The sequence below is a fragment of the Streptomyces sp. NPDC053750 genome (assembly GCF_044544295.1).
Taxonomy (GTDB): Bacteria; Actinomycetota; Actinomycetes; order Streptomycetales; family Streptomycetaceae; genus Streptomyces.
Map to the genome: position 1 here is coordinate 305,283 of NZ_JBITXB010000004.1, position 22,401 is coordinate 327,683.

The 22,401-nt window shown below is 70.4% G+C and carries 16 protein-coding genes; 8 read left to right on the forward strand and 8 right to left on the reverse strand.

Annotated features, from left to right (window positions below):
- Positions 1–15 precede the first annotated feature (15 nt).
- Positions 16–2,100, reverse strand: a complete 2,085-nt coding sequence (locus ACIGO6_RS14125) for a PhoX family protein (protein WP_399875355.1) — start codon at positions 2,098–2,100, stop codon at positions 16–18.
- A 275-nt stretch (positions 2,101–2,375) separates the two neighbouring features.
- Here ACIGO6_RS14125 and ACIGO6_RS14130 point away from each other — a divergent pair, with 275 nt between their 5' ends.
- The 4 genes from ACIGO6_RS14130 to ACIGO6_RS14145 all read left to right on the forward strand — a co-directional run bounded on the left by ACIGO6_RS14130 (position 2,376) and on the right by ACIGO6_RS14145 (position 7,066).
- Positions 2,376–3,857, forward strand: a complete 1,482-nt coding sequence (locus ACIGO6_RS14130; protein WP_399875357.1) for a VWA domain-containing protein — start codon at positions 2,376–2,378, stop codon at positions 3,855–3,857.
- Positions 3,858–3,977: 120 nt separating this feature from the next.
- Positions 3,978–5,594: a methionine--tRNA ligase gene (metG, locus tag ACIGO6_RS14135; protein WP_399875359.1), complete on the forward strand. Its 1,617-nt coding sequence runs from the start codon at positions 3,978–3,980 to the stop codon at positions 5,592–5,594.
- Between the two features lie 102 nt (positions 5,595–5,696).
- Positions 5,697–6,062, forward strand: coding sequence for a PH domain-containing protein (locus ACIGO6_RS14140; protein ID WP_073726254.1), 366 nt, complete (start codon positions 5,697–5,699; stop codon positions 6,060–6,062).
- A 107-nt stretch (positions 6,063–6,169) separates the two neighbouring features.
- Positions 6,170–7,066, forward strand: a complete 897-nt coding sequence (locus tag ACIGO6_RS14145; RefSeq protein WP_399875361.1) for a hypothetical protein — start codon at positions 6,170–6,172, stop codon at positions 7,064–7,066.
- Positions 7,067–7,139: 73 nt separating this feature from the next.
- Here ACIGO6_RS14145 and aspS read toward each other — a convergent pair whose 3' ends face one another.
- Entirely contained in the window at positions 7,140–8,903 is a 1,764-nt protein-coding gene (aspS, locus tag ACIGO6_RS14150; protein WP_399875363.1) for an aspartate--tRNA ligase, read from the reverse strand.
- A gap of 141 nt (positions 8,904–9,044) precedes the next feature.
- Here aspS and ACIGO6_RS14155 point away from each other — a divergent pair, with 141 nt between their 5' ends.
- On the forward strand, positions 9,045–11,219 hold the full coding sequence (locus tag ACIGO6_RS14155) for a SpoIIE family protein phosphatase (RefSeq protein WP_399875365.1): 2,175 nt from the start codon (positions 9,045–9,047) through the stop codon (positions 11,217–11,219).
- Here ACIGO6_RS14155 and ACIGO6_RS14160 read toward each other — a convergent pair.
- The 3 genes from ACIGO6_RS14160 to ACIGO6_RS14170 all read right to left on the reverse strand — a co-directional run bounded on the left by ACIGO6_RS14160 (position 11,141) and on the right by ACIGO6_RS14170 (position 13,931).
- Entirely contained in the window at positions 11,141–12,235 is a 1,095-nt protein-coding gene (locus ACIGO6_RS14160) for an AI-2E family transporter (protein WP_399875367.1), read from the reverse strand. The genes ACIGO6_RS14155 and ACIGO6_RS14160 overlap by 79 nt on opposite strands.
- A 105-nt stretch (positions 12,236–12,340) precedes the next feature.
- A complete protein-coding gene (locus ACIGO6_RS14165; protein WP_399875369.1) occupies positions 12,341–13,318 on the reverse strand; it encodes a pirin family protein in 978 nt (325 codons plus the stop codon).
- A gap of 145 nt (positions 13,319–13,463) precedes the next feature.
- On the reverse strand, positions 13,464–13,931 hold the full coding sequence (locus ACIGO6_RS14170; protein ID WP_399875370.1) for an SseB family protein: 468 nt from the start codon (positions 13,929–13,931) through the stop codon (positions 13,464–13,466).
- 161 nt (positions 13,932–14,092) lie between these two features.
- On the opposite strand from ACIGO6_RS14170, the gene ACIGO6_RS14175 reads away from it, so the two are divergent.
- From ACIGO6_RS14175 to ACIGO6_RS14185, 3 genes are all read left to right on the forward strand, one after another.
- Positions 14,093–15,919: an acyl-CoA dehydrogenase gene (locus ACIGO6_RS14175; RefSeq protein ID WP_399875371.1), complete on the forward strand. Its 1,827-nt coding sequence runs from the start codon at positions 14,093–14,095 to the stop codon at positions 15,917–15,919.
- Between the two features lie 107 nt (positions 15,920–16,026).
- Complete coding sequence (locus tag ACIGO6_RS14180; protein ID WP_399875373.1) at positions 16,027–17,349, forward strand: M18 family aminopeptidase; 1,323 nt, start codon at positions 16,027–16,029, stop codon at positions 17,347–17,349.
- Positions 17,350–17,462: 113 nt separating this feature from the next.
- Complete coding sequence (locus tag ACIGO6_RS14185) at positions 17,463–17,714, forward strand: DUF6458 family protein (RefSeq protein WP_399875374.1); 252 nt, start codon at positions 17,463–17,465, stop codon at positions 17,712–17,714.
- A 14-nt stretch (positions 17,715–17,728) separates the two neighbouring features.
- On the opposite strand, the gene ACIGO6_RS14190 is transcribed toward ACIGO6_RS14185, so the two are convergent.
- Genes ACIGO6_RS14190 through ACIGO6_RS14200 form a run of 3 tightly spaced genes read right to left on the reverse strand, consistent with a single transcriptional unit; the run spans position 17,729 to position 22,338 of the window.
- Positions 17,729–19,300 (reverse strand): GMC family oxidoreductase, encoded by a 1,572-nt coding sequence (locus ACIGO6_RS14190; RefSeq protein ID WP_399875375.1) that lies wholly within the window; start codon positions 19,298–19,300, stop codon positions 17,729–17,731.
- A 36-nt stretch (positions 19,301–19,336) separates the two neighbouring features.
- Entirely contained in the window at positions 19,337–20,872 is a 1,536-nt protein-coding gene (locus ACIGO6_RS14195; protein WP_399875376.1) for an APC family permease, read from the reverse strand.
- Entirely contained in the window at positions 20,869–22,338 is a 1,470-nt protein-coding gene (locus ACIGO6_RS14200) for an aldehyde dehydrogenase family protein (protein ID WP_399875378.1), read from the reverse strand. Before ACIGO6_RS14200 ends, ACIGO6_RS14195 begins: the two co-directional genes overlap by 4 nt.
- Between the last annotated feature and the right edge of the window lie 63 nt (positions 22,339–22,401).

Genomic DNA, 22,401 nt, shown 5'->3' on the forward strand with positions numbered 1-22,401 from the left:
TACGTTCCGTCGGGCTCAGACGCCGATGTCTCGGCCGTCCTCGCGCCACACCGCCACGACCGCCGGGCGCACGTACGTGCCGGGCCCGTCGGGCCAGGTGCTGGCCGGCTGCTCCACGGAGGCACCGTCGACCTCGCCCGGGTGCTGCACGGCGACCAGCACCCGCCGGTCCTGGATGAGCGGACCGCAGGTCTCCGCGCCGGTCGGCACGGTCAGGAACTGCTTCAGCTCACCGCGCCGGTCACCCTTGGTCGCGACGCCGAAGAGGCCGTCGTGGGTGCCCAGCGCGTTGCCGTCGGTGGACAGCCACAGGTTGCCGTGGTCGTCGAAGGCGACGTTGTCGGGGCAGGAGATCGGGCTGACCCGGTCCTTGGGGAAGCCCGCGAAGTAGGTCGCCGGGTCCTCCGGATCGCCGGCGACGAGGAACAGCGACCAGGCGAAGGAGGTGGCGTCGGCCCGGTTCCAGCGCTCGGTCAGCTCCAGCACGTGACCGTGCTTGTTGCCGCCTCGCGGGTTGGCCTCGTCGGGACCGGCGTAACCGGCCTTGCCGCGGTTGGAGTTGTTGGTGAGGGCGACGTACACCTTGCCGGTCGTCGGCGACGGCTCGATGTCCTCGGGCCGGTCCATCTTCGTGGCCCCGACCTTGTCACCGGCGAGCCGCGTGAAGACGCAGACCTCCTCGGCGGTCATCCCCTCGACGTGCGAGACGGCGCCGTCCTCGGTGGCGGTGACCAGCGGGATCCAGGAGCCGCTGCCGTCGAACTCGCCGTCGCTCGGCAGCGTGCCCGTGCCGTCGATCTCCGTCTTGGGGGAGTCGCCGGAGAGCCTGGCGACGTACAGCGTGCCCTCGTCGAGCAGCGACAGATTGTGCTCGCGCGCCCAGCGGGAGTTCCCGGGCCGCATCCGCTTGCTGCCGACGAACTTGTAGAAGTAGTCGAACCGCTCGTCGTCGCCGGTGTAGACGACCGGACGCCCGTCGCCGGTCAGCCGCACGGTCGCGGCCTCGTGCTTGAAGCGGCCGAGCAGGGTGTGCTTGCGGGGCGTGGAGTCCGGGTCGTACGGGTCCAGTTCGACGACGTACCCGAAGCGGTGCACCTCGTTGGGCTCCTGGGCGACGTCGAACCGCTTGTCGAACCGCTCCCACTTGCGCTCGGTGGCGCCGGTGCCGATGCCGTAGCGCTTGTCGGTGTCCCGGCTGCTGTTGGCGAAGTACTGGTTGAAGTTCTCCTCGCCGTGCAGCGTCGTGCCCCAGGGGGTGGTGCCGCCGGAGCAGTTGTTGAGGGTGCCGAGGACCTTGCGGCCGCTCCGGTCGGCGGAGGTCTTCACCAGGGCGGATCCGGCGGCCGGGCCGGTCAGCCGGAACTCGGTGGTCGCGGTGACGCGCCGGTTGAGGCGGTGCCGGGAGACGGGCGTCAGCCTCCCGCTCCTCCGCTCCTCCTCCACGGTGACGACGGACAGCCCGTGCGCGGCCCAGGCGATCTCGACCTGCTCGCGCGTCGGGTTCTCGGGGTCGTAGCCGCGGAACATGAGCACCTCGTCGGTGTACTCGTGGTTGGCGACGAGGACCTGGCGGTCGCGCTCGCCCCGCAGCGGCAGCAGCGCGAGGAAGTCGTTGTTGTACCCGAACTGACCGGCCTGGGCCTCGGCGGTCTGCTTCTCCGGGTCGAAGGCGGGCGCCCCGCGCAGAATGGGCTCGCCCCAGCGGATCACGACGTCCTGCCGGTACCCCTCCGGGACGGTGACGGCGTCGTCGGTGTTGGGCGCGACGGGCGTGAACCGCAGGCCCCGCGCACCCTGCGGTGTGGACGGTTTCCCGTGCCCGTGCCCCTTCCCGGCCATCGGCGCGGCCTGCGCGGAGGGCGCCCCGGCCACGCCCACGGCCCCGGCGCCCGCCGCGGCCACGGTGACGACGGCCGCGGCACGCATCATCGAACGGCGGCTGAGCGCACCGGCGATGACGTCGCCGACGTACTCGTTGGAGCTGGTGTTGGGCACCTCGTGGAAGCAGGCGTCACCACACCGGAAACGGCAGGTCATGGCGGACCGGCCGCCGGGGTGCGAACCGGACGGCGTTCCGATCAACGGCAGCAGCTTGCGCACTCTGTTCTCCCTGAAATGCCCTTGGGTGCCCTTGGTGTCAGCGCGACCGTAGGCGCACATACGTGCGGGAGCCGGGCGGGGCGATGAACTGCGGGTGAACCCGCGGCAGCCGAAAAGGGAGAGCGGCGGAGGAACTGCGGCGGCTCGATCCGGCCTTGACGCGTCCGGACTTTCATGCCAGACCCTGCACAAGATCACATGCCGGGGCCGCTAACCTTACGTGTCCGTCCTGGCCAGGGATTGACGGGCATCAACTCACGCGAAGGGTTGCGCACATGGGCATTCTCACCTCTCTGCGGAACGTGTTCGGCCGGTCACGCAAAGAACGGACCGCCCAGGCGGAGGGTGCGACGCAGGAGACGGCACCGCCGGCCGCCGCCGCGCCGGAGCCGCAGCTCCCGTCCCAGCCCACCGCGTCCCCGGAGCCCACCGAGGCCCCGGACCAGCCGGAGGCTCCCAAGACGGCCCAGCTCCCCGAGCCCCGCACGGAGCCCACCCCCGACGAACACGAACTCGTCAAGGCCGCGTTCGCCAACATCACGGTCCCCAAGCCCACGGAGTCCCCGGACCGCCCCACGGCAACGGAACCGAAGGCAGAGGCAAAGCCCGAAGCAAAGGCAGAGCCCGAGCCGGAGACGGAGCCGGAGGCAGAGGCAGAGGCAGAGACCAAGCCCGAGCCGGAGCCCGAGGCGAAGACGGAGCCCGAGCCGGAGCCCAAGGCAAAGGCGGAGCCCAAGCCCGAGCCGGAGCCCGAGACAAAGGCGGAGCCCAAGTCCGAGCCCGAGCTGGAGCCCAAGCCCGAGGCAAAGACGGAGCCCGAGGCGAAGACGGAGTCGGAGGTGGAGACGAAGCCGGCCGCACAGGCCGAGCCCGCCCCCGACGAGCAGCCGACCCCCCAGCCGGATGCCGCCCCGGAGCCGGCCCCCACCCCGCAGACCGAACCCGCAGCCGCCGACGGCGCCCAAGCCCCACAGGGACCACCCGCACTCGACGACGAAAGCAGCACGGGTGGTGCGGGTGGGAACCGGGACGCCGAAGGCGAAGCCGAGGCGCCCCCCACCCCCCAGCCGGAGGCCACCGCCCCCACCCCCAAACCCGCAACCCCGCCCACCCGCATCCGAACCCACGCCCCCACCCTCACCACCGCCTACAAGGCCGCCGCCGCCACCCTCAAGAAGCACCACCTCACCGGCACCCGCGCCAAGGTCCACCTCGTCCTCGACCGCTCCGCCTCCATGCGCCCGTACTACAAGGACGGCTCCGCCCAGGCCCTCGCCGAGCAGACCCTCGCCCTCGCCGCGCACCTGGACCCCGAGGCCACGGTCCACGTCACGTTCTTCTCCACGGAAGTGGACGGCACCGGAGAGATCACCCTCACCGACCACGAGAACAAGATCGACGAGCTGCACGCAGCGCTCGGCCGCATGGGCCGCACCAGCTACCACGCCGCCGTCGAAGCCGTCCTCGCCCACCACGCCAAGGAAGCGGGCCCCGACACCCCCGCCCTGGTGGTCTTCCAGACCGACGGCGCCCCCGACGCCAAGACCCCCGCCACCCAGGCCCTCACCACCGCGGCGGCGGACCACCCGAACGTCCACTTCTCCTTCGTCGCGTTCGGCGACCCGGAGAACAAGGCCTTCGACTACCTCCGCAAGCTCAAGACGGGCAACGCCTCCCACTTCCTGGCCGGCGAGACCCCGAAGGAGCTCACCGACAAGGAGCTCTACGAGGGCGTCCTGGCCACCTGGCGCCCGTAGCGCGAAGGCACGGGGCACACCGGACGCACCCGCCGGGGGGGGCGGACAGGGAAGCGCACCCCTGTCCGCCCCCCGAAACGCGTGTGAGCCGATCTCCGTCGGGCCAGTAGGATTTCGCCCATGGCGGCCACTGGAACCGAGAAGCAGGGTGGCAAGGCGTTCTACGTCAGCACCCCCATCTACTACGTCAACGACGCTCCTCACCTGGGCCACGCCTATACGACCGTCGCAGGCGACGTGCTCACCCGCTGGCACCGCCAGCGCGGCGAGAAGGTGTGGTACCTCACCGGCACGGACGAGCACGGTCAGAAGATCATGCGCACGGCCGAGGCGAACGGGGTCACCCCGCAGGCCTGGGCCGACAAGCTCGTCACGGAGTCGTGGAAGCCCCTGTGGGAGCACCTCGACATCGCGAACGACGATTTCATCCGCACCACGCAGAAGCGGCACACCGACCGCGTCCAGGAGTTCGTGCAGGACCTGTACGACAAGGGCGAGATCTACAAGGGCGGCTACGAGGGCCCGTACTGCGTGGGCTGTGAGGAGTACAAACTCCCCGGCGAGCTGCTCGACGGCGAAGGCGAGTACGCGGGCCAGAAGCTGTGCCCGATCCACAAGAAGCCGGTGGAGGTCCTCAGCGAGGAGAACTACTTCTTCAAGCTGAGCGAGTACAGCGAGAAGCTGCTCGCCCACTACGAGGCCAACCCGGGCTTCATCCAGCCCGAGTCCGCGCGCAACGAGGTCGTGAATTTCGTCCGCCAGGGCCTCCAGGACCTCTCCATCTCCCGCTCGACGTTCGACTGGGGCGTGCCGGTCCCCTGGGACGACAAGCACGTGATCTACGTGTGGGTCGACGCCCTGCTGAACTACGCCACGGCGGTCGGCTACAACGAGAACCCGGAGAAGTTCGAGGACACCTTCCCGGCCGACGTGCACCTGGTCGGCAAGGACATCCTCCGCTTCCACGCGATCATCTGGCCGGCGATGCTGATGGCGCAGGGCCTGCCCCTGCCCGGCAGGATCGCCGCCAACGGCTGGCTGATGGTGGGCGGCGAGAAGATGTCGAAGTCCAACCTGACCGGCATCAAGCCGCAGGACCTGACCTCGCACTTCGGCGTGGACGCGTACCGCTGGTACTTCCTGCGCGCGATCGCCTTCGGCCAGGACGGCAGCTTCTCCTGGGAGGACTTCTCCGCCCGCTACACCAGCGAGCTGGCCAACGACTACGGCAACCTCGCCTCCCGCGTGGCGGCCATGGTCAACAAGTACTTCGGCGGCGAGCTGCCGGCCGCGACGGCTGACGGGGACGCGGAGAAGGCGATCCACGACGGCCTGACCAGGGCCGTCACGGAGGCCGACCGGAAGATCGGCGAGGAGCTCGACTTCCAGGGCGGCATCCTGGCGGTCTTCGACTTCGTCAAGCAGGTCAACGGCTACATCACAGAGCAGGAGCCCTGGAAGGTCGCGAAGGACGACTCCCCGGAGGGCAAGGCCCGCCTGGCGACGATCCTCTACACGGCCGCGGAAGCCCTCCGCGCCGTGGCCGTCCTGCTCAACCCGATCATGCCGGACACCTCCCAGAAGCTCTGGGACTCCCTCGGTGCGGAGGCCCCCCTGGGTGCCCTCGCGGACCAGAAGGTCCAGGACGCGGCGGACTGGGGCCGGCTGCCGGCCGGTGCGACGGTCACCAAGGGCGCGGTGCTGTTCCCGCGTCTCGAGGAGAAGCCGACCGCGTAACACGCTCGCTACAGCAGGGGCCCGGGAGAGGCGGAAGCTTCTCCCGGGCCCTCCACGTTTGCGAAGCTCGAACGAAGAACCAGCTCACGTGGGGGGACATCCATGGCACTCTTCGGCAACGCGCACACCGTCAACCCGGCAAAGGCCCAGCAGGACTACGCCCGGCTCCTGGGCCACGGCGAGCAGATCCACGCCGCCTACCTGCTGATCCGCGACACCATCCTGTTCACCGACCGGCGCCTGATCCTGGTCGACAAGCAGGGCATCACCGGCAAGAAGACCGAGTACCACTCGATCCCGTACCGCAGCATCACGCACTTCTCGGTCGAGACGGCCGGCCACTTCGACCTCGACGCCGAGCTGAAGATCTGGCTCTCCGGCACCCCGGCCCCGATCGAGAAGACCTTCACCAAGGGCGTCGACATCTACGAGGTCCAGGCGATCCTGACGCAATTCGTGGCCCGCTGACCCGAACACCCCGGGGCGGGTGACTGAACGTTCCTTCCCTCCCCGAACGGGTGAACGCTCCCGCATATGCCAAGTGCCCGGACCTTGCGCGTAGCTAGCTTGCGCACATGGTCACATCGACACACGAGGCCTCCCATCGGCTCTTCCAGGAGCACCCGGAAGCCCTCGCCCCCGTCTTCGAGGCACTGGGGCTGCCGCCACCCTCGCCGGCGGACTTCCACGAGCTCTCCCCCGACGTCACCGAGATCCGACCGATGGAACGCCGCGCGGACACGGTGCTCAAGTTCGAACCCGACATGGGGGAGAGCTTCCTGATTGCCGTGGAGTCCCAGACCAAGAAGGACCCCGACAAGGCGAGGAGCTGGTCGTACTACGTCGCGTACTTGTCCGCGAAGTACGACATGCCGGTCCTGCTGGTGGCGGTTTGCCGCGACCGTGCCACGGCGGCCTGGGCCATGGGGCCGTTCGACTGTGCCGTGGGTCCCTGGACCACCCAGACCACCTGCCCGTTCGTCCTGGGACCGCAGACCGTTCCCGAGGTCACCGACGAGGCGACGGTGGTCCGGCGACCCGCCCTGGCAGCGCTCTCGGCCATCGTTCACAGCGAGAGCCGACGGGCGCCCGCCATACTGGAAACCGTGGCCCGTGGGCTGCTGTCATTCGAGCCGGACATCACGAAGTACTGGTTCGAGGTGGTGGAAGTCGGTCTGGAATCTACTCCGACCAGGGACAATTGGAGGAAGCTGATGCAGGACGTCATCACCCACTTCCCGGGGCACGGGACGCTCTTCGAGGAGAAGTACCTGGAAGGCAAGGCCGAAGGCGAGGCCGAAGGCGAGGCCCGCGGTGAGGCGAAGGGCGTTCTGCGCGTGCTTGAGGTTCGCGGTCTCGCGATCACCGACGCCGTCCGCGAGCGCATCGCCACGTGCTCCGACCTCACCCTCCTCAACGACTGGCTCGACCGCGCCGGCACAGTGGAGCGCGCGGAAGACCTGTTCGCCTGAACCGGACCGCCACACCTAACGAGGGGCCCGGAACCGATGGTGTCGGTTCCGGGCCCCTCGTGACCTGCTTGGACTACTTCGGCTGCGGCTTGCGCACCGTCAGGTGGAGTTCCCGCAGCCGGGCCTCGTCCAGCTCGGTCGGCGCGCCCATCATCAGGTCCTGGGCGTTGCCGTTGAGCGGGAAGGCGATCGTCTCGCGGATGTTGGGCTCGTCGGCCAGCAGCATGACGATGCGGTCGACGCCGGGGGCGATGCCACCGTGCGGCGGGGCGCCGAAGCGGAAGGCGCGCAGCATGCCGGCGAACTTGTCCTCGACGGTCTCGCGGTCGTAGCCCGCGATCTCGAAGGCCTTGAGCATGATCTCCGGCTCGTGGTTCCGGATCGCGCCGGAGGACAGCTCGACGCCGTTGCAGACGATGTCGTACTGCCAGCCCAGGATGTCCAGCGGGTCCTGGGTCTGCAGGGCCTCCAGACCGCCCTGCGGCATCGAGAAGGGGTTGTGCGAGAAGTCGATCGCGCCGGTCTCCTCGTCCTTCTCGTACATCGGGAAGTCGACGATCCAGCAGAAGCGGAAGACGTTCTCCTCGAAGTGGCCGGCGCGGCGGGCGGCCTCGACGCGCACGGCGCCCATGATCTTCGAGACCTCGTCGAACTCGCCCGCGCCGAAGAACACCGCGTGCCCGGGGGCCAGCGAGAGCCGCTTGGTCAGCTCCGCGACGTTCCCCTCGGTGAGGAACTTCGCGATCGGGCCGGTCAGCGAGCCGTCCTCGGCCACCCGGACCCACGCCAGGCCCTTCGCACCGAGCGAGACCGCGAAGTCACCGAGCTGGTCGAAGAACTTGCGGGGCTGGTCCTGGACCGCCGGGACCGGCAGCGCGCGCACGTGCTTGCCGGCGAAGGCCTTGAACTCCGAGCCCTCGAAGACGTCGGTGATGTCGACGAGCTCCAGCTGGGCGCGCAGGTCCGGCTTGTCGGAGCCGTACTTCAGCATCGCCTCGCGGAACGGGATCCGCGGGAACGGAGAGGTCACGTGGCGGCCGTTGCCGAACTCCTCGAACAGCTCGGTCATCAGCTGCTCGATCGGCTGGAAGACGTCCTCCTGCTCGACGAAGCTCATCTCGACGTCGAGCTGGTAGAACTCGCCCGGCGAGCGGTCCGCGCGCGCGTCCTCGTCACGGAAGCAGGGCGCGATCTGGAAGTAGCGGTCGAAGCCGGAGATCATCAGCAGCTGCTTGAACTGCTGCGGGGCCTGCGGGAGCGCGTAGAACCGGCCCGCGTGCAGCCGGGAGGGGACCACGAAGTCGCGGGCGCCCTCGGGCGAGGTGGCGGACAGGATCGGCGTCGCCATCTCGTTGAAGCCGAGCGCGGTCATCTTGTGCCGGATGGCGGAGATCACCGCCGTGCGCAGCATGATGTTGCGGTGCATGCGCTCGCGGCGCAGGTCCAGGAAGCGGTACTCCAGACGCCGCTCCTCGTTGACCCCGTCCTCGGTGTTGATGGTGAAGGGCAGCGGCTGGGCGGCGCCGAGCAGCTCGACCTCGCCCACCTCGACCTCGACCTCACCAGTGGGCAGGTCGGGGTTGATGTTGTCGGCGCCCCGGGAGACGACCTTGCCGTCGACACGGACGGTCGATTCCTTGGTGAGCTTGTCCAGCGCCTCGTACGCCTCGGTGCCGGGGCGGGCGACGAGCTGCGTGATGCCGTAGTGATCACGCAGATCGATGAAGAGGATGCCGCCCAGGTCGCGCCGATTGTGCAGCCAGCCACTCAGTCGGACGTCGGTGCCGACGTCAGAGGAGCGGAGCTCGCCGCAGGTGTGGGACCTGTACCGATGCATCGTCGTTCATCCAGCCTTCGCGGATCGGGGATGGCGTTTCGCGTTTCACGTGAAACAACCCCAGCGTACCGGGCGCCCACCCCCGTGCTCCTCTGCATTGACCGGTGGCAGCGTTCGATCGCCTCTTCTTACAGTGGGGAAATGCGCACTGATGAGCCCCTGCCGGAGGTCGGGGACGTCCTTGCCACTCTGGCGACGGGCCTGTGGCACTGGGACACCGCCGCGGGAGAGGTCACGGTCGACGCGGAGACCGCCCGCCTGCTCGGGCTGCCCGCGGAACGGGCGCTTCTCACCGAGGCGCAGGTACGCGCGCGGCTCCATCCGGTGGACTGGAACGAGATCACCGGGGTGGTCCGGCTCGCCGCCGCCGAGGGCACGCTCGCCGAGGTGCGGGTCCGGGTCATGGACGAACGGGGCCACATCGTCCGGATCGTGCGCAGCCGCTCCCGGCCGGCCTTCGACACCGTGCGCAAGGCGTACGAGGTGACCGGCACCCTCCAGGAGGTCACCGACCCGGCGCCGGGCACCCCGGCCGGGCGCAGCGCGGTCACCGGTGACTGGCGCCGCTCGCGCGAGGCGTTCCTGCTGGACGCGGGCCGGGCCCTGGCCGAGGCGCGGTCCACCGCGGAGGTGCTGCGGGTCGCGGCGGGCCTGTCGATGCCGGGATTCTCCCCGGACGGGCTCGGCGTGTTCGGGGTCTCGGGCGACCGCCTGACGGTCATCGGCCACCACGGGCAGCCGCAGGGCGAGGAGAACCCGTTCGTGGACATGTCGCTGGACACCGACTACCCGGCCGCCGAGGTGGTCCGCACCGGCCAGGCCGTCTATCTCTCCTCCCCCGAGCAGTACCGGGCCCGCTATCCCATGACCTGGCCGCTCGCCGAGCGCTTCGGCCGCCGTTCCTGGGCCTTTCTTCCGCTGACCGTGGCGGGCCGCCCCATGGGCGCCTGGATGGCGGCCTTCGCCTACCCGGTCGCGTTCACACCGGACGAGCGGTCCGTGCTGACCACCGTGGCGCGGATGCTGGCCCAGGCCCTGTCCCGGGCGGGCGCCGCCGAGACCCAGCGGGAGCTGACCGACGGGCTCCAGCGCTCCATGATGCCCGTCCTCGGCCCGGAGATCCCGGGCATGGGCATCGCCGCCCGCTACGTGCCCACCGGCGGCGGCCTCCAGGTGGGCGGCGACTGGTACGACATGATCCCGCTGCCCGGGGGCCGCTTCGCCCTGGTCATCGGCGACGTCCAGGGACACGACGTACGGGCCGCCGGGCTGATGGGCCAGCTGCGCATCGCCCTGCGCGCGTACGCCTCGGAGGGCCACCGCCCCGACGCGGTGCTCGCCCGCGCCTCCCACTTCTTCCACGGCCTCAGCCAGTCCGAGGAGGACCCCGGGGACATGCGCTTCGCCACCTGCTACTACGCCGAGGTCGATCCCGCGACCGGCACCGTGGAGAGCGCCCGCGCCGGGCATCTGGACCCGGTCGTACGCATGGCGGACGGGACGGCGCTGATCCTCGCCACCGCGGGCGGGCTGCCCCTCGGCATCGACCCGGACTCCGACTACCCGACCACCCGGCTCGCCCTGGAGCCCGGGGACACCCTGATGATGTGCACGGACGGCCTCGTCGAGACCGGCGGGCACGACCTGCAGACCGGCTGGCACCGCCTTCGCGTGATCCTCGAGGAGCACACCGGCGGCCTGGAAGAGCTCGCCGACGCACTGGTCCAGGCCGTGCACGGGCCCTCCTCGCACCACACCACCGGCCCGCTGGCCGACCGGCGGGAGGACGACATCGCCCTGTTGCTGCTGTGCCGGCAGGGCGAGGGCTGCGGCTGCGGCGAGAGCACCGCGCCCCCCGCCCCGGTGCGCCGCACGATGCTGACGATCGCCCAGGCCGAGCCCGCCCGGATCGCCACCGCCCGGCAGCACCTGCGCGGCCTGCTCCACGACTGGCCCAGCGAGGAGCAGCAGGACGCGGCGGTGCTCCTGCTCTCCGAGATGCTGACGAACGTCCTGGTCCACACCGACACCGACGCCCTGCTGGTCGCCGAGGTCGCCGGGGAACCGGGCGAACGGCGGATCCGGGTGGAGGTCACCGACAACGGCGACGACCTGCCGCACCGGCGCCGGCCGGGGGAGATGGCGTCCTCGGGGCGGGGCCTGATGCTGATCGAGCTGCTGGCGGACGCGTGGGGCGTCGCCCCGCGCGGCGAGGGCAAGAGCATCTGGTACGAGGTCTACGAGGCCTCGGCTCCGGAGGACGGCCCCGAGGACGGCGGCCGTGGCGGGCCGGTGGACGCCTCCGCGGTCGTGTAGCGCCCCTGGAGCTCGTGCACGATCCCGAACGCGGCAGCGGTGAGCGGGACGGCGAGCAGCATCCCCAGGATGCCCGCGACCGACGCCCCCGCGGTGAGCGCCAGCAGCACGATCGCCGGATGCATCTGTACGGTCCGGCTCTGGATCATCGGCTGGAGCACGTGCCCCTCCAGCACCTGCACGGCCAGGACCACTCCGAGGGCCCACAGCGCGATGACGAACCCGCGGTCGGCGAGCGCGACCAGCACGGCGACGGCCCCGGAGAGGAAGGCGCCGAGGTAGGGGATGTACGCGCCGACGAAGACCAGCGCGCCGAGCCCGACCGCGCCGGGGACGCGCAGGACGAGCAGCCCGACGGTGATGCAGGTGGCGTCGATGAGCGCGATGAGGGTGGTGCCCCGCATGAACCCCTCGACGGCCCCGAAGGCCCGCCGGGCCATCGCCTCGACCGTGTCGGCGGCGCCGGGCGGGACGATCGCGCGCACCGTGCCGACGGCTCGGTCGGAGTCGCGCAGGAAGAAGAAGACGAGGAGCAGGGCGAGCACGGCCATGGCCAGCATCTCCCCGACCACACTCACCCCCGTGATCACCCCGGAGGCGGCCGTACCGCCGAACCTGCCCAGCAGCTCGCGCGCGTTGGACGCGACGTCGTCCAGCGAGGTGCCGGCCGCCCCGAAGTGGTCGGCGAGATCCCGCGCCGCCCGCCGGAGCGAGGAAACGATCTGGTCACCGGAGTCGATGAGCGCGGCGACCACGATGTACACGGCCCCGCCCACCACGGCGACGACCGCGACACAGGTGAGCCCGGCGGCCAGCGACCGCTGCACGTGGGCCTTCACCATCCGCCGGTACAGCGGCCTGAGCAGGGCGGTGCCCAGCAGCGCGAGCAGCGCCGGCGTCACCGCGGTCCGGAACTCGACGCAGAGCCGGATCGCGACGTAGACGACACCGCTGGCGAGCAGGATGACGGCACACCAGGCGGCGAAACGGCGGACCGGTCCGGGAAGCAGCTGCACGGACCCAGCCGATCACGCACCGGGCGGGCTGTCCTGCGCGGACGGCCCACCCGGGTGACGCGACGTCAGGCTGATGCCGCGTCACCCGGGCAGCCCCGGCCCGCGTCAGGCGTCCGGCCCCGCCGCCGACATGCCGTGGACCGCCGGAACGGTGCCGAGCCGCCCCTTCTGGAAGTCCTCGAAGGCCTGCTGGAGCTCGTCGCGGGTGTTCATCACGAACGGCCCGTAGTGCGCCATCGGCTCGCGGATCGGCCGGCCACCGAGCAGCACGACCTCCAGGTCGGGGGTGTTCGAGTCCTGCTTCTCGTCCGCGCGGACGGTCAGCGAGCCCCCGGCCCCGAAGACCGCCGTCTGCCCCAGGTGAATCGGCCGCCGCTCGGCGCCCACGGAACCGCGCCCGGCCAGCACGTACGCCAGGCCGTTGAAGTCCTCCCGCCAGGGCAGGGTGACCTCCGCGCCCGGCGCGAGGGTCGCGTGGACCATCGTGATCGGCGTGTGCGTGATTCCGGGGCCCTCGTGACCGTCCAGCTCACCGGCGATGACCCGCAGCAGCGCACCGCCGTCGGGGGAGGTGAGCAGCTGGACGGAGCCGCTGCGGATGTCCTGGTACCGGGGGGCCATCATCTTGTCCTTGGCCGGCAGGTTCACCCACAGCTGGAGGCCGTGGAAGAGACCGCCCGACATGACCAGCTGCTCCGGCGGCGCCTCGATGTGCAGCAGGCCGGAGCCCGCCGTCATCCACTGGGTGTCGCCGTTGGTGATGGTGCCGCCACCGCCGTTGGAGTCCTGGTGGTCGAAGATCCCGTCGATGATGTAGGTGACGGTCTCGAAGCCGCGGTGGGGGTGCCAGGGCGTGCCCTTGGGCTCTCCGGGCGCGTACTCCACCTCACCCATCTGGTCCATCATGATGAACGGGTCCAGGTGCCGGTAGTTGATCCCCGCGAACGCGCGGCGCACCGGGAAGCCCTCCCCCTCGAAACCGCTGGGCGCGGTCGTGACGGTGAGCACGGGACGCGCGACGGCGTCGGCGGGTGCGGAAACGCGGGGCAGCGTCAACGGGTTCTCGACGGTCACGGCAGGCATGTCGACCTCCTCGGGCGGCGTGCGCCCCACTTTAGTTGAGCGTTGAACTTCTTGCCACCTGGAACGAAGAAAGCCCGGAGGACATTCCCTCCGGGCTCACGCATCAACGGCGGCCAACGGTCAGCCGTCTGCGCAGCAATGGCGTCTAGCCATACATCCGGCGCATCGCAAAATCGACCATCTGTTCGACCGCCTTGGCGTCGAACACCATTCGGTGCTCGCCCTCCATGTCCAGCACGAAGCCGTAGCCGGTCGGCAGGAGGTCGATCACCTCCGCGCCGGTGATCACGAAGTACTTGGACTCCTTGCCCGCGTACCGGCGCAGCTCCTTGAGGGAGGTGAACATCGGGATCACCGGCTGCTGGGTGTTGTGCAGGGCGAGGAAGCCGGGGTTGTCACCGCGGGGGCAGTAGACCTTCGAGGTCGCGAAGACCTGCTGGAAGTCCTCGGCGGACATCTGCCCGGAGGTGAAGGCGCGCACCGCGTCCGCGAGCGACGGCGGGGACGGCTCGGGGTACAGCGGCGGCTGCTGCTGCCCGTAGCCGCCCGGCATCTGCTGCTGCGGCGGGACGTAGCCCTGCTGTGCCCCTACGTTCTGGTCGTAGCCGTACATGCCGCACAGACTACTGATCCCCCACGAGGGGTGAGTCACAGATGTCCCGATCGGGGTTGCTTCTTATTACCGACGGGTAGCATCATCGTAGCTACTTGTTGGTACGTGAACTAGCGCGAGGAGTCAGTGCCTCGCCGATCTCTCTCTACGGAGCCGTCGCCATGGGGCACTACAAGCCGAATCTCCGGGACATCGAGTTCAACCTCTTCGAGGTGCTCGGCCGCGACAAGGTCTACGGCAGCGGCCCGTTCGCGGAGATGGACACCGACACCGCCAAGAGCGTCCTCGAGGAGCTGTGCCGCCTCTCGGAGAACGAGCTGGCCGAGTCCTTCGCCGACGCCGACCGCAACCCGCCGGTCTTCGACCCGGAGACCAACACCGCGCCGGTCCCGGCGTCCTTCAAGAAGAGCTACCAGGCCTTCATGGACTCCGAGTACTGGCGGCTCGGGCTGCCCGAGGAGATCGGCGGCACCACCTCGCCCCGCTCGCTCATCTGGGCGTACGCGGAGCTGATCCTCGGCGCCAACCCGGCCGTGTGGATGTACTCCTCCGGCCCGGCGTTCGCCGGCATCCTCTTCGAGGAGGGCAACGAGGTCCAGAAGCACATCGCCTCGATCGCCGTCGAGAAGCAGTGGGGCTCCACCATGGTGCTCACCGAGCCGGACGCCGGTTCGGACGTGGGCGCCGGCCGCACCAAGGCCGTCGAGCAGGAGGACGGCTCCTGGCACATCGAGGGCGTGAAGCGCTTCATCACGTCCGGCGAGCACGACATGTCGGAGAACATCCTCCACTACGTCCTCGCCCGCCCCGAGGGCGCCGGACCCGGCACCAAGGGCCTGTCCCTCTTCCTGGTCCCGAAGTACGAGTTCGACTTCGAGACCGGCGAGCTGGGCGAGCGCAACGGCGTCTACGCCACCAACGTCGAGCACAAGATGGGCCTGAAGGCCTCCAACACCTGCGAGATGACCTTCGGCGACCGCCACCCCGCCAAGGGCTGGCTGATCGGCGACAAGCACGACGGCATCCGCCAGATGTTCCGCATCATCGAGTTCGCCCGCATGATGGTCGGCACGAAGGCGATCTCCACCCTCTCCACGGGCTACCTCAACGCCCTGGAGTACGCCAAGGAGCGCGTGCAGGGCCCCGACCTGGCCAACTTCATGGACAAGTCGGCCCCCAAGGTCACCATCACGCACCACCCGGACGTGCGCCGCTCGCTGATGACGCAGAAGGCGTACGCCGAGGGCATGCGCGCCCTCGTCATGTACACCGCCTCCGTCCAGGACGAGATCCAGGTCAAGGAGGCGAACGGCGAGGACGCCGCCGCCGAGCACGCCCTCAACGACCTGCTCCTGCCGATCGTCAAGGGCTACGGCTCGGAGAAGGCGTACGAGCAGCTCGCCCAGTCCCTGCAGACCTTCGGTGGCTCCGGGTTCCTCCAGGAGTACCCGATCGAGCAGTACATCCGCGACGCCAAGATCGACACCCTGTACGAGGGCACCACGGCGATCCAGGGCCAGGACTACTTCTTCCGGAAGATCGTCCGCAACCAGGGCGCCGCGCTGAACTCGCTCGCCGAGGACATCAAGAAGTTCCTCGCCCTCGGCACCGGCGGCGAGGAGCTGTCCGGCGCCCGTGAGCACCTGGCCAAGGCCGCCGTCGAGCTGGAGGCCATCGTCGGCCTGATGCTCACCGACCTCGCGGCCACCGAGCAGGACGTCAAGAACATCTACAAGGTGGGGCTCAACACCACCCGCCTGCTGCTGGCCTCCGGTGACGTGATCGTCGGCTACCTGCTCCTCAAGGGCGCCGCCATCGCCGCCGAGAAGCTGCCGACCGCGTCCGCGAAGGACAAGGCGTTCTACACCGGCAAGATCGCCGCGGCGAAGTTCTTCGCGGCCAACGTCCTGCCCGGCCTCACCCTGGCCCGCAAGGTCGCCCAGGGCGTCGAGCTGGACCTGATGGAGCTGGACGAGGCGGCCTTCTAGGACCGGTCCGGTCCCGTCCGGGCTCCTCCATCAATTCCACACACCCTGACGAGGGCCCGCTCCCGCTCCACGGGAAGCGGGCCCTCGCACGTCGTTAAGGTGAACCCATGAGCGCACCAGCCCGCTTCGACCGCGGCCACACCGACGACCTGATGTCCTTCCTGGCGGCGAGCCCCACGCCGTACCACGCCGTGGCGAACGCCGCCGAGCGGCTGGAGAAGGCCGGCTTCCGGCAGGTCACGGAGACGGACGCCTGGGAGACGGTGACATCAGCGGCTCCCGCCGCGGGCACGGGCGGCAAGTACGTGCTGCGCGGCGGCGCGATCGTGGCCTGGTACGTCCCCGAGGGCGCCGAGCCGCACACCCCGTTCCGTATCGTCGGCGCCCACACCGACTCCCCCAACCTGCGCGTGAAGCCGCGCCCCGACACCGGGACGCACGGCTGGCGCCAGGTCGCCGTGGAGATCTACGGCGGCCCGCTGATGAACTCCTGGCTCGACCGCGACCTGGGCCTGGCGGGCCGCCTCACCCTGCGCGACGGCTCGACCCGCCTGGTGAACGTCGACCGCCCGCTGCTCCGCGTCCCGCAGCTCGCCATCCACATGGACCGCAACGTGTCCGCGGAGGGCCTCAAGCTCGACAAGCAGCGCCACCTCCAGCCCGTCTGGGGTGTGGGCGACACCGTGCGCGACGGCGACCTGATCGCCTTCCTGGAGGAGGAGGCGGGGCTGGCCCGCGGCGAGGTCACCGGCTGGGACCTGATGACCCACTCCGTGGAGCCCCCGGCGTACCTGGGCCGCGACAAGGAGCTCGTGGCCGGTCCGCGCATGGACAACCTCCTGTCCGTGCACGCCGGGGTGGCCGCGCTGGCCGCGGTCGCGACGTCCGACGCGGGCCTGTCGTACATCCCCGTCCTCGCCGCCTTCGACCACGAGGAGACCGGTTCCCAGTCGGACACCGGCGCGGACGGCCCGCTCCTCGGCAGCGTGCTGGAGCGCTCGGTGTTCGCGCGCGGGGGCTCGTACGAGGACCGGGCGCGCGCCTTCGCCGGCACGGTCTGTCTGTCCTCCGACACCGGCCACGCCGTCCACCCCAACTACGTGGAGCGGCACGACCCGACGCACCACCCGCGCGTCAACGGCGGCCCCATCCTCAAGGTCAACGTCAACAACCGCTATGCCACGGACGGTTCGGGCCGCGCGGTCTTCGCCGCCGCCTGCGAGAAGGCGAACGTCCCCTTCCAGACCTTCGTCTCCAACAACGCCATGCCCTGCGGCACGACGATCGGCCCCATCACCGCGGCGCGGCACGGCATCAGCACCGTCGACATCGGCGCGGCCATCCTCTCGATGCACAGCGCGCGGGAGTTGTGCGGCGCCGACGACCCGTACCTGCTGGCCAACTCCCTGGTGGCGTTCCTCCAGCCGTAGTTCCACCGCGGAACGGGCCACCACGGCATGGGGGTTGACACCCGGGGTACCCGAACGGAACCGGATCGACCGGAAACCCGGAGCCGACCGGATCTGACAGGGAGGCGACACTCATGGGCCTCGGCGGGTGCATCATCCTCATCGCCGTGGGAGCCATCCTCACGTTCGCGACCGACTGGGACATGCAGGGCGTCAATCTCGACCTGGTCGGTGTCATCTTCATGATCGTCGGCCTGATCGGTGTCGCGACGTTCAGCAGCATCGCCCGGCGCCGCCGCGTCGTGATGCCGCCGACGACCCCGGTCGTCGAGGAACAGCCCCACCACCACACCCGGGACGGCTACCACAACGGCTACGGTGCCTGACCCCACCGCGGGTGTCAGGCCCCCTGGCCATCCTTGATCATGTCGGCGCACTTCTCGCCGATCATCATCGTGGTGATGCAGGGATTGACGGCCGGCAGGAAGGGCATCACCGACGCGTCGGCCACGCGTAGGCCGCGGACGCCCTTGACCCGTAGCCGGGCGTCGAGCGGGGAGTCCGGGTCGTCGTCGGCGCCCATCCGCACCGTTCCCGCCGGGTGGTAGACGGTGTTGTGCGTCTCGCGGATGTAGGCGAAGAGTTCCTCGTCGCTGACGGTGCCGGGGCCGGGGGCGAGTTCCGTTCCGGCCCATGCGGCCATGGGGTCCTGTGCGACGATCTCGCGGGCCAGCCGCAGCCCGTGGATCATCACCCGGATGTCGTGCTCGTGCGTGAAGTAGCGCGGGTCGACCTTCGGCTTGTCCCGGAAGTCGCGGGTGCGCAGCCGCACCGTGCCCAGGGAGCGGGCCCGGGTGACGTTCGGGGTGAGGCAGAACGCGTTGTCGGACGTGGGGTAGCCGCGCCGGTAGGTGTTCAGGTCGAAGGGCACCGAGCCGTAGTGGAACATCAGGTCGGGCCGGTCCAGGCCGGGTTCGGTGTCGGTGAAGATGCCGATCTCCCACCACTGGGTGGAGGTGGTGACCATGGGCTGCCGGGCCTCCCACATGATCACGCCCTCCGGGTGGTCCTGCAGCCGGGACCCGACCCCGGGCGCGTCGACCCGTACGTCGACGCCCACCTCGCGCAGGTGCGCGGCGGGACCGATCCCCGACAGCATCAGCAGCTTGGGCGAGTCGACGGCCCCGCAGCAGACGATCACCTCGCGCCGGGCGGCGACCGCGCCGGTGTGCACCGTGTCGGGCAGCAGGAACTCCACGCCGGAGCAGCGCCCGTCCTCGGCGAACAGCAGGCGCCTGGCCTGCAGCCCGGTCCTCACCTCCAGGTTCGGCCGCCTGCCCATGACCGGGTGGAGGTACGACACGGAGGCCGAGGCGCGGGTGCCGTCCTCATGGGCGTTGATCTGGAACCAATGCGCGCCCCGCACGACGGTGGTGCCCGTGTTGAACGGTCTGGTCGGGATGCCGACCTTCGCGCACGCCTGGAGCAGGGCCCTGCCGCAGGGGTCGTCGGCGGGCACGGTACGCAGCCGGACCGGCCCGGAGCGGCCGTGGTGGTCGCCCGGTTCGTCGTTGGTCTCCAGCCGCTTGTAGAGGGGGAAGCAGTCGGCCGCACTCCACCCGGTGCAGCCCTGCGCGGCCCACTCGTCGAGGTCCTCCGCCGGTGCCCAGAAGGCGATGCAGGAGTTGTGGGACGAGCAGCCGCCCAGCACTTTCGCGCGGGCGTGGCGCAGGAAGCTGTTGCCGTTCTCCTGGGGCTCGACCAGGTAGTCCCAGTCGTAGCCGGACTCCAGCAGCGCCATCCAGCCCTCGAGCCGGAGGATGCTGTCGTCGCCGACGTCCGAGGGCCCCGCCTCGACGACGCAGACGGTGACGCCGGGGTCCTCGGACAGCCGCGCCGCGACGACGGCCCCGGCGGTCCCGCCGCCGACGACGACGTAGTCGAACTCGGGCGGGGAGGTCTGTGCGGGCATGGTCTCTCCGTGGGTGCGGGGCCGCCGGGGGCCGGGTCAGGGGGCCTCGGCGCGGTGCTCCGCCAGTACGCCCGTGCGATGCCGCTGGACGAACCAGTAGTAGGCGAAGCCGCCGACGGCCACGATGCCGATGAACAGGAACGCCCCCCAGCGCAGGTACCAGTGCTGCGGTCCCGTCGCGTTGTAGACCTCGGGCCGCGGCCAGGCCAGGTTCAGCGACATCGCCGTCCCCCACAGCACGGCCAGGATGTTGACGGGCAGGCCGAGGCGGCCGAGCGAGAAAGCGCCCTCCCGCGGCCGCCACGTGCCGCGCAGCCGCTGCACGAGCATCGGCACCGTCACCATCAGGTACGCCACGTAGATCATGATGATCGCGATGCTGGTGATCACCGAGAAGATCTGCGGCTGGTTGACGTTGATGACCAGGATGATCACGCCGACGGTGCCGATGAGCACCGCGGGGATCACCGGCGTCCGGAACCGGGGACTCACCTTCGCCAGCACCGAGCCGGCCGGGAGGTTGTTGTCCCGGGCCATCGCGAACATCAGACGGATGCCGGCGGCGTGCACCGCCAGCACGCACACCGTGATGGCGACGACGACGCACCACAGGAAGATCTCGCCGATCACCGGACCGAGCGTCTCCAGGACCACGTACTGCAGTCCGCCCGTGGACAGCTTCTCGGCGTGCAGGTCGGGCACGGCCATCAGGGCGAACAGCAGGATGAAGCCGCCGATCAGGAAGGAGGCGATCAGGGCCCGCAGGATGGCCCGGGGGGCGTTGCGCCCGGGGTCGTGGGACTCCTCGCCGAGCGAGGAGGCGGTGTCGAAGCCGTACATGACGTAGGCGGAGGCGAGGGACGCGGTGAGGAACGCGCCGAGGTAGCCGAGGTTCTGACCGGTGCCCAGCCCGTACGTCTCGGTGAGGACGCTGCCCGGTCCGCGGGTGATGTGGGCGGCGAGGAAGACGATCAGGGCGAGCGCCGCGATGAGCTCGATGAACACACCGGCCGAGTTGATCCGGGCCATCAGCTGTACGCCGAAGGCGTTGACCAGCGTGGAGAACAGGATCAGCACGGTGCCCAGCAGGACGGCGTTGGCGGCGGCGTCGCCCGGCTCGCTGCCGTCGCCGACGAACTGGAACCAGTCGTCGATCTGCGGCAGCGTGATCTGGTAGGCGAGCGCGACGGCCGACAGGGTGACCATGGTGGCCGTCGTCATCATCCAGCCGCCGAGCCAGCCCACGTGGGGGCCGCCCATCTTCTTGGCCCAGTTGTAGACCGAGCCGGCGACCGGGTAGCGGGCCGCCAGCTCGCAGAAGCAGAGCGCCACCATGAGCTGGCCGGCGAACACCATGGGCCAGGACCACCAGTAGGCCGGTCCGCCGAAGGTGACGCCGAAGTAGAACAGCTGGAAGGTGCCGGTGAGGATGGAGATGTAGCTGATGCCGGCGGCGAAGGTGTGGAAGTTGCCGAGCGTGCGTTTCAGTTCGGGCTTGTAGCCCAGTTCGGCGAGCGAGTCGTCCCCGTGCACCTTCTCGGGTGGGCCGGCGCCCTGAGGGGCGGCGGTCATGAGAACCATCGCTGCGGGGCGGGCGCGAGCCTGCGCCAGACGTGTTTGGCCTCCTGGTACTCCGCGAGCCCGGCGGGCCCCAGTTCGCGGCCGAAGCCGGACTGCTTCATGCCGCCCCACTCGGCCTGCGGGACGTAGGGGTGGAAGTCGTTGATCCACAGGGTGCCGGCCCGGACGCGCGAGGCGACCCGGTGGCCGCGGTCGGTGTCCTCGGTCCACACCGCGCCGGCCAGCCCGTAGACGGTGCTGTTGGCCAGCGCCACGGCCTCGTCCTCGTCGCGGAACCGCTCCACGGTCAGTACCGGGCCGAAGGACTCGTCGCGGATCACGGACATCCCGGCGTCGCACTCGTCCAGGACGGTCGGCAGGTAGTAGAAGCCGTCCTGCAACCCGGCCTGGTCCGGACGCCGGCCGCCGCAGCGCAGCACGGCTCCCTCGGCCAGCCCCGCGGCCACGTACGCCTCGACCTTGGCGCGGTGGGCGGCGGAGATCAGCGGTCCGGTCCGGGCGTCCTCGTCGAAGGGGCCGCCGAGCGGGATGCGCTGCGCCTGTTCGACGACCGCGTCGACGAACGCGTCGTGCAGCTCGTCCTGGACCAGCAGCCGGGCGCCGGCCGAGCAGACCTGCCCGGAGTGCAGGAAGACGGCCATCAGGGCGTGGTCGACGGCGGTCTCGAAGTCCGCGTCGGCGAAGACGATGTTGGGGTTCTTGCCGCCGAGCTCCAGCGCCACCTTCTTCACGGTCGGGGCGGCGGCCGCCATGATCGCCCGGCCGGTGACCAGGCCACCCGTGAACGAGACGAGGTCGACCCGCGGGTCCTCGGTCAGCGGAGCCCCCGCGGCCGGGCCCGCGCCGAGCACCAGGTTGGCCGTCCCCCCGGGCAGTCCGGCCTCGGTGAGCAGCCGCATCAGCAGGACGGCGGTGTGCGGGGTCAGTTCGCTGGGCTTGAGCACGAAGGTGTTCCCGGCGCCCAGCGCGGGCGCCACCTTCCAGGCGGTCTGCAACAACGGGTAGTTCCACGGCGTGATCAGCGCGCACACGCCCACCGGCTCGTGGACGACCCTGCTGTCGACGCCCGGGTCACCCGTGTCGACGACCCGGTCGCCGCCGCCGGCCGCGACCAGGTTGCCGAAGTAGCGGAAGCAGCCCGCGATGTCGTCCATGTCGTAGGCGCTCTCGACGAGCCGCTTGCCCGTGTCGAGGGACTCGGCCCGGGCGAAGGCGTCCTTGTCGCGCTCCAGCAGTGCGGCCGTGCGCAGCAGCAGGGCGCCGCGCTCGGCGGCCGGGGTGCGGGGCCAGGGGCCGTGGTCGAAGGCCTCGCGCGCCGCGGCGACCGCCGCGGCGGCGTCCTTCGGCCCGGCCTCGTCGACCGTCGCGACGAGCGAACCGTCGGCCGGGCAGCGGATCTCCCGCGTGCCGCCGTCGGCCGCCGAGCACCAGACACCACCGATGAAGAGCTCCGGCATGACGACCTCCAAGGGCCGGACGCGCGTCCGACATGCCCCTCACCGACGGTAGCGGGAGCGGCA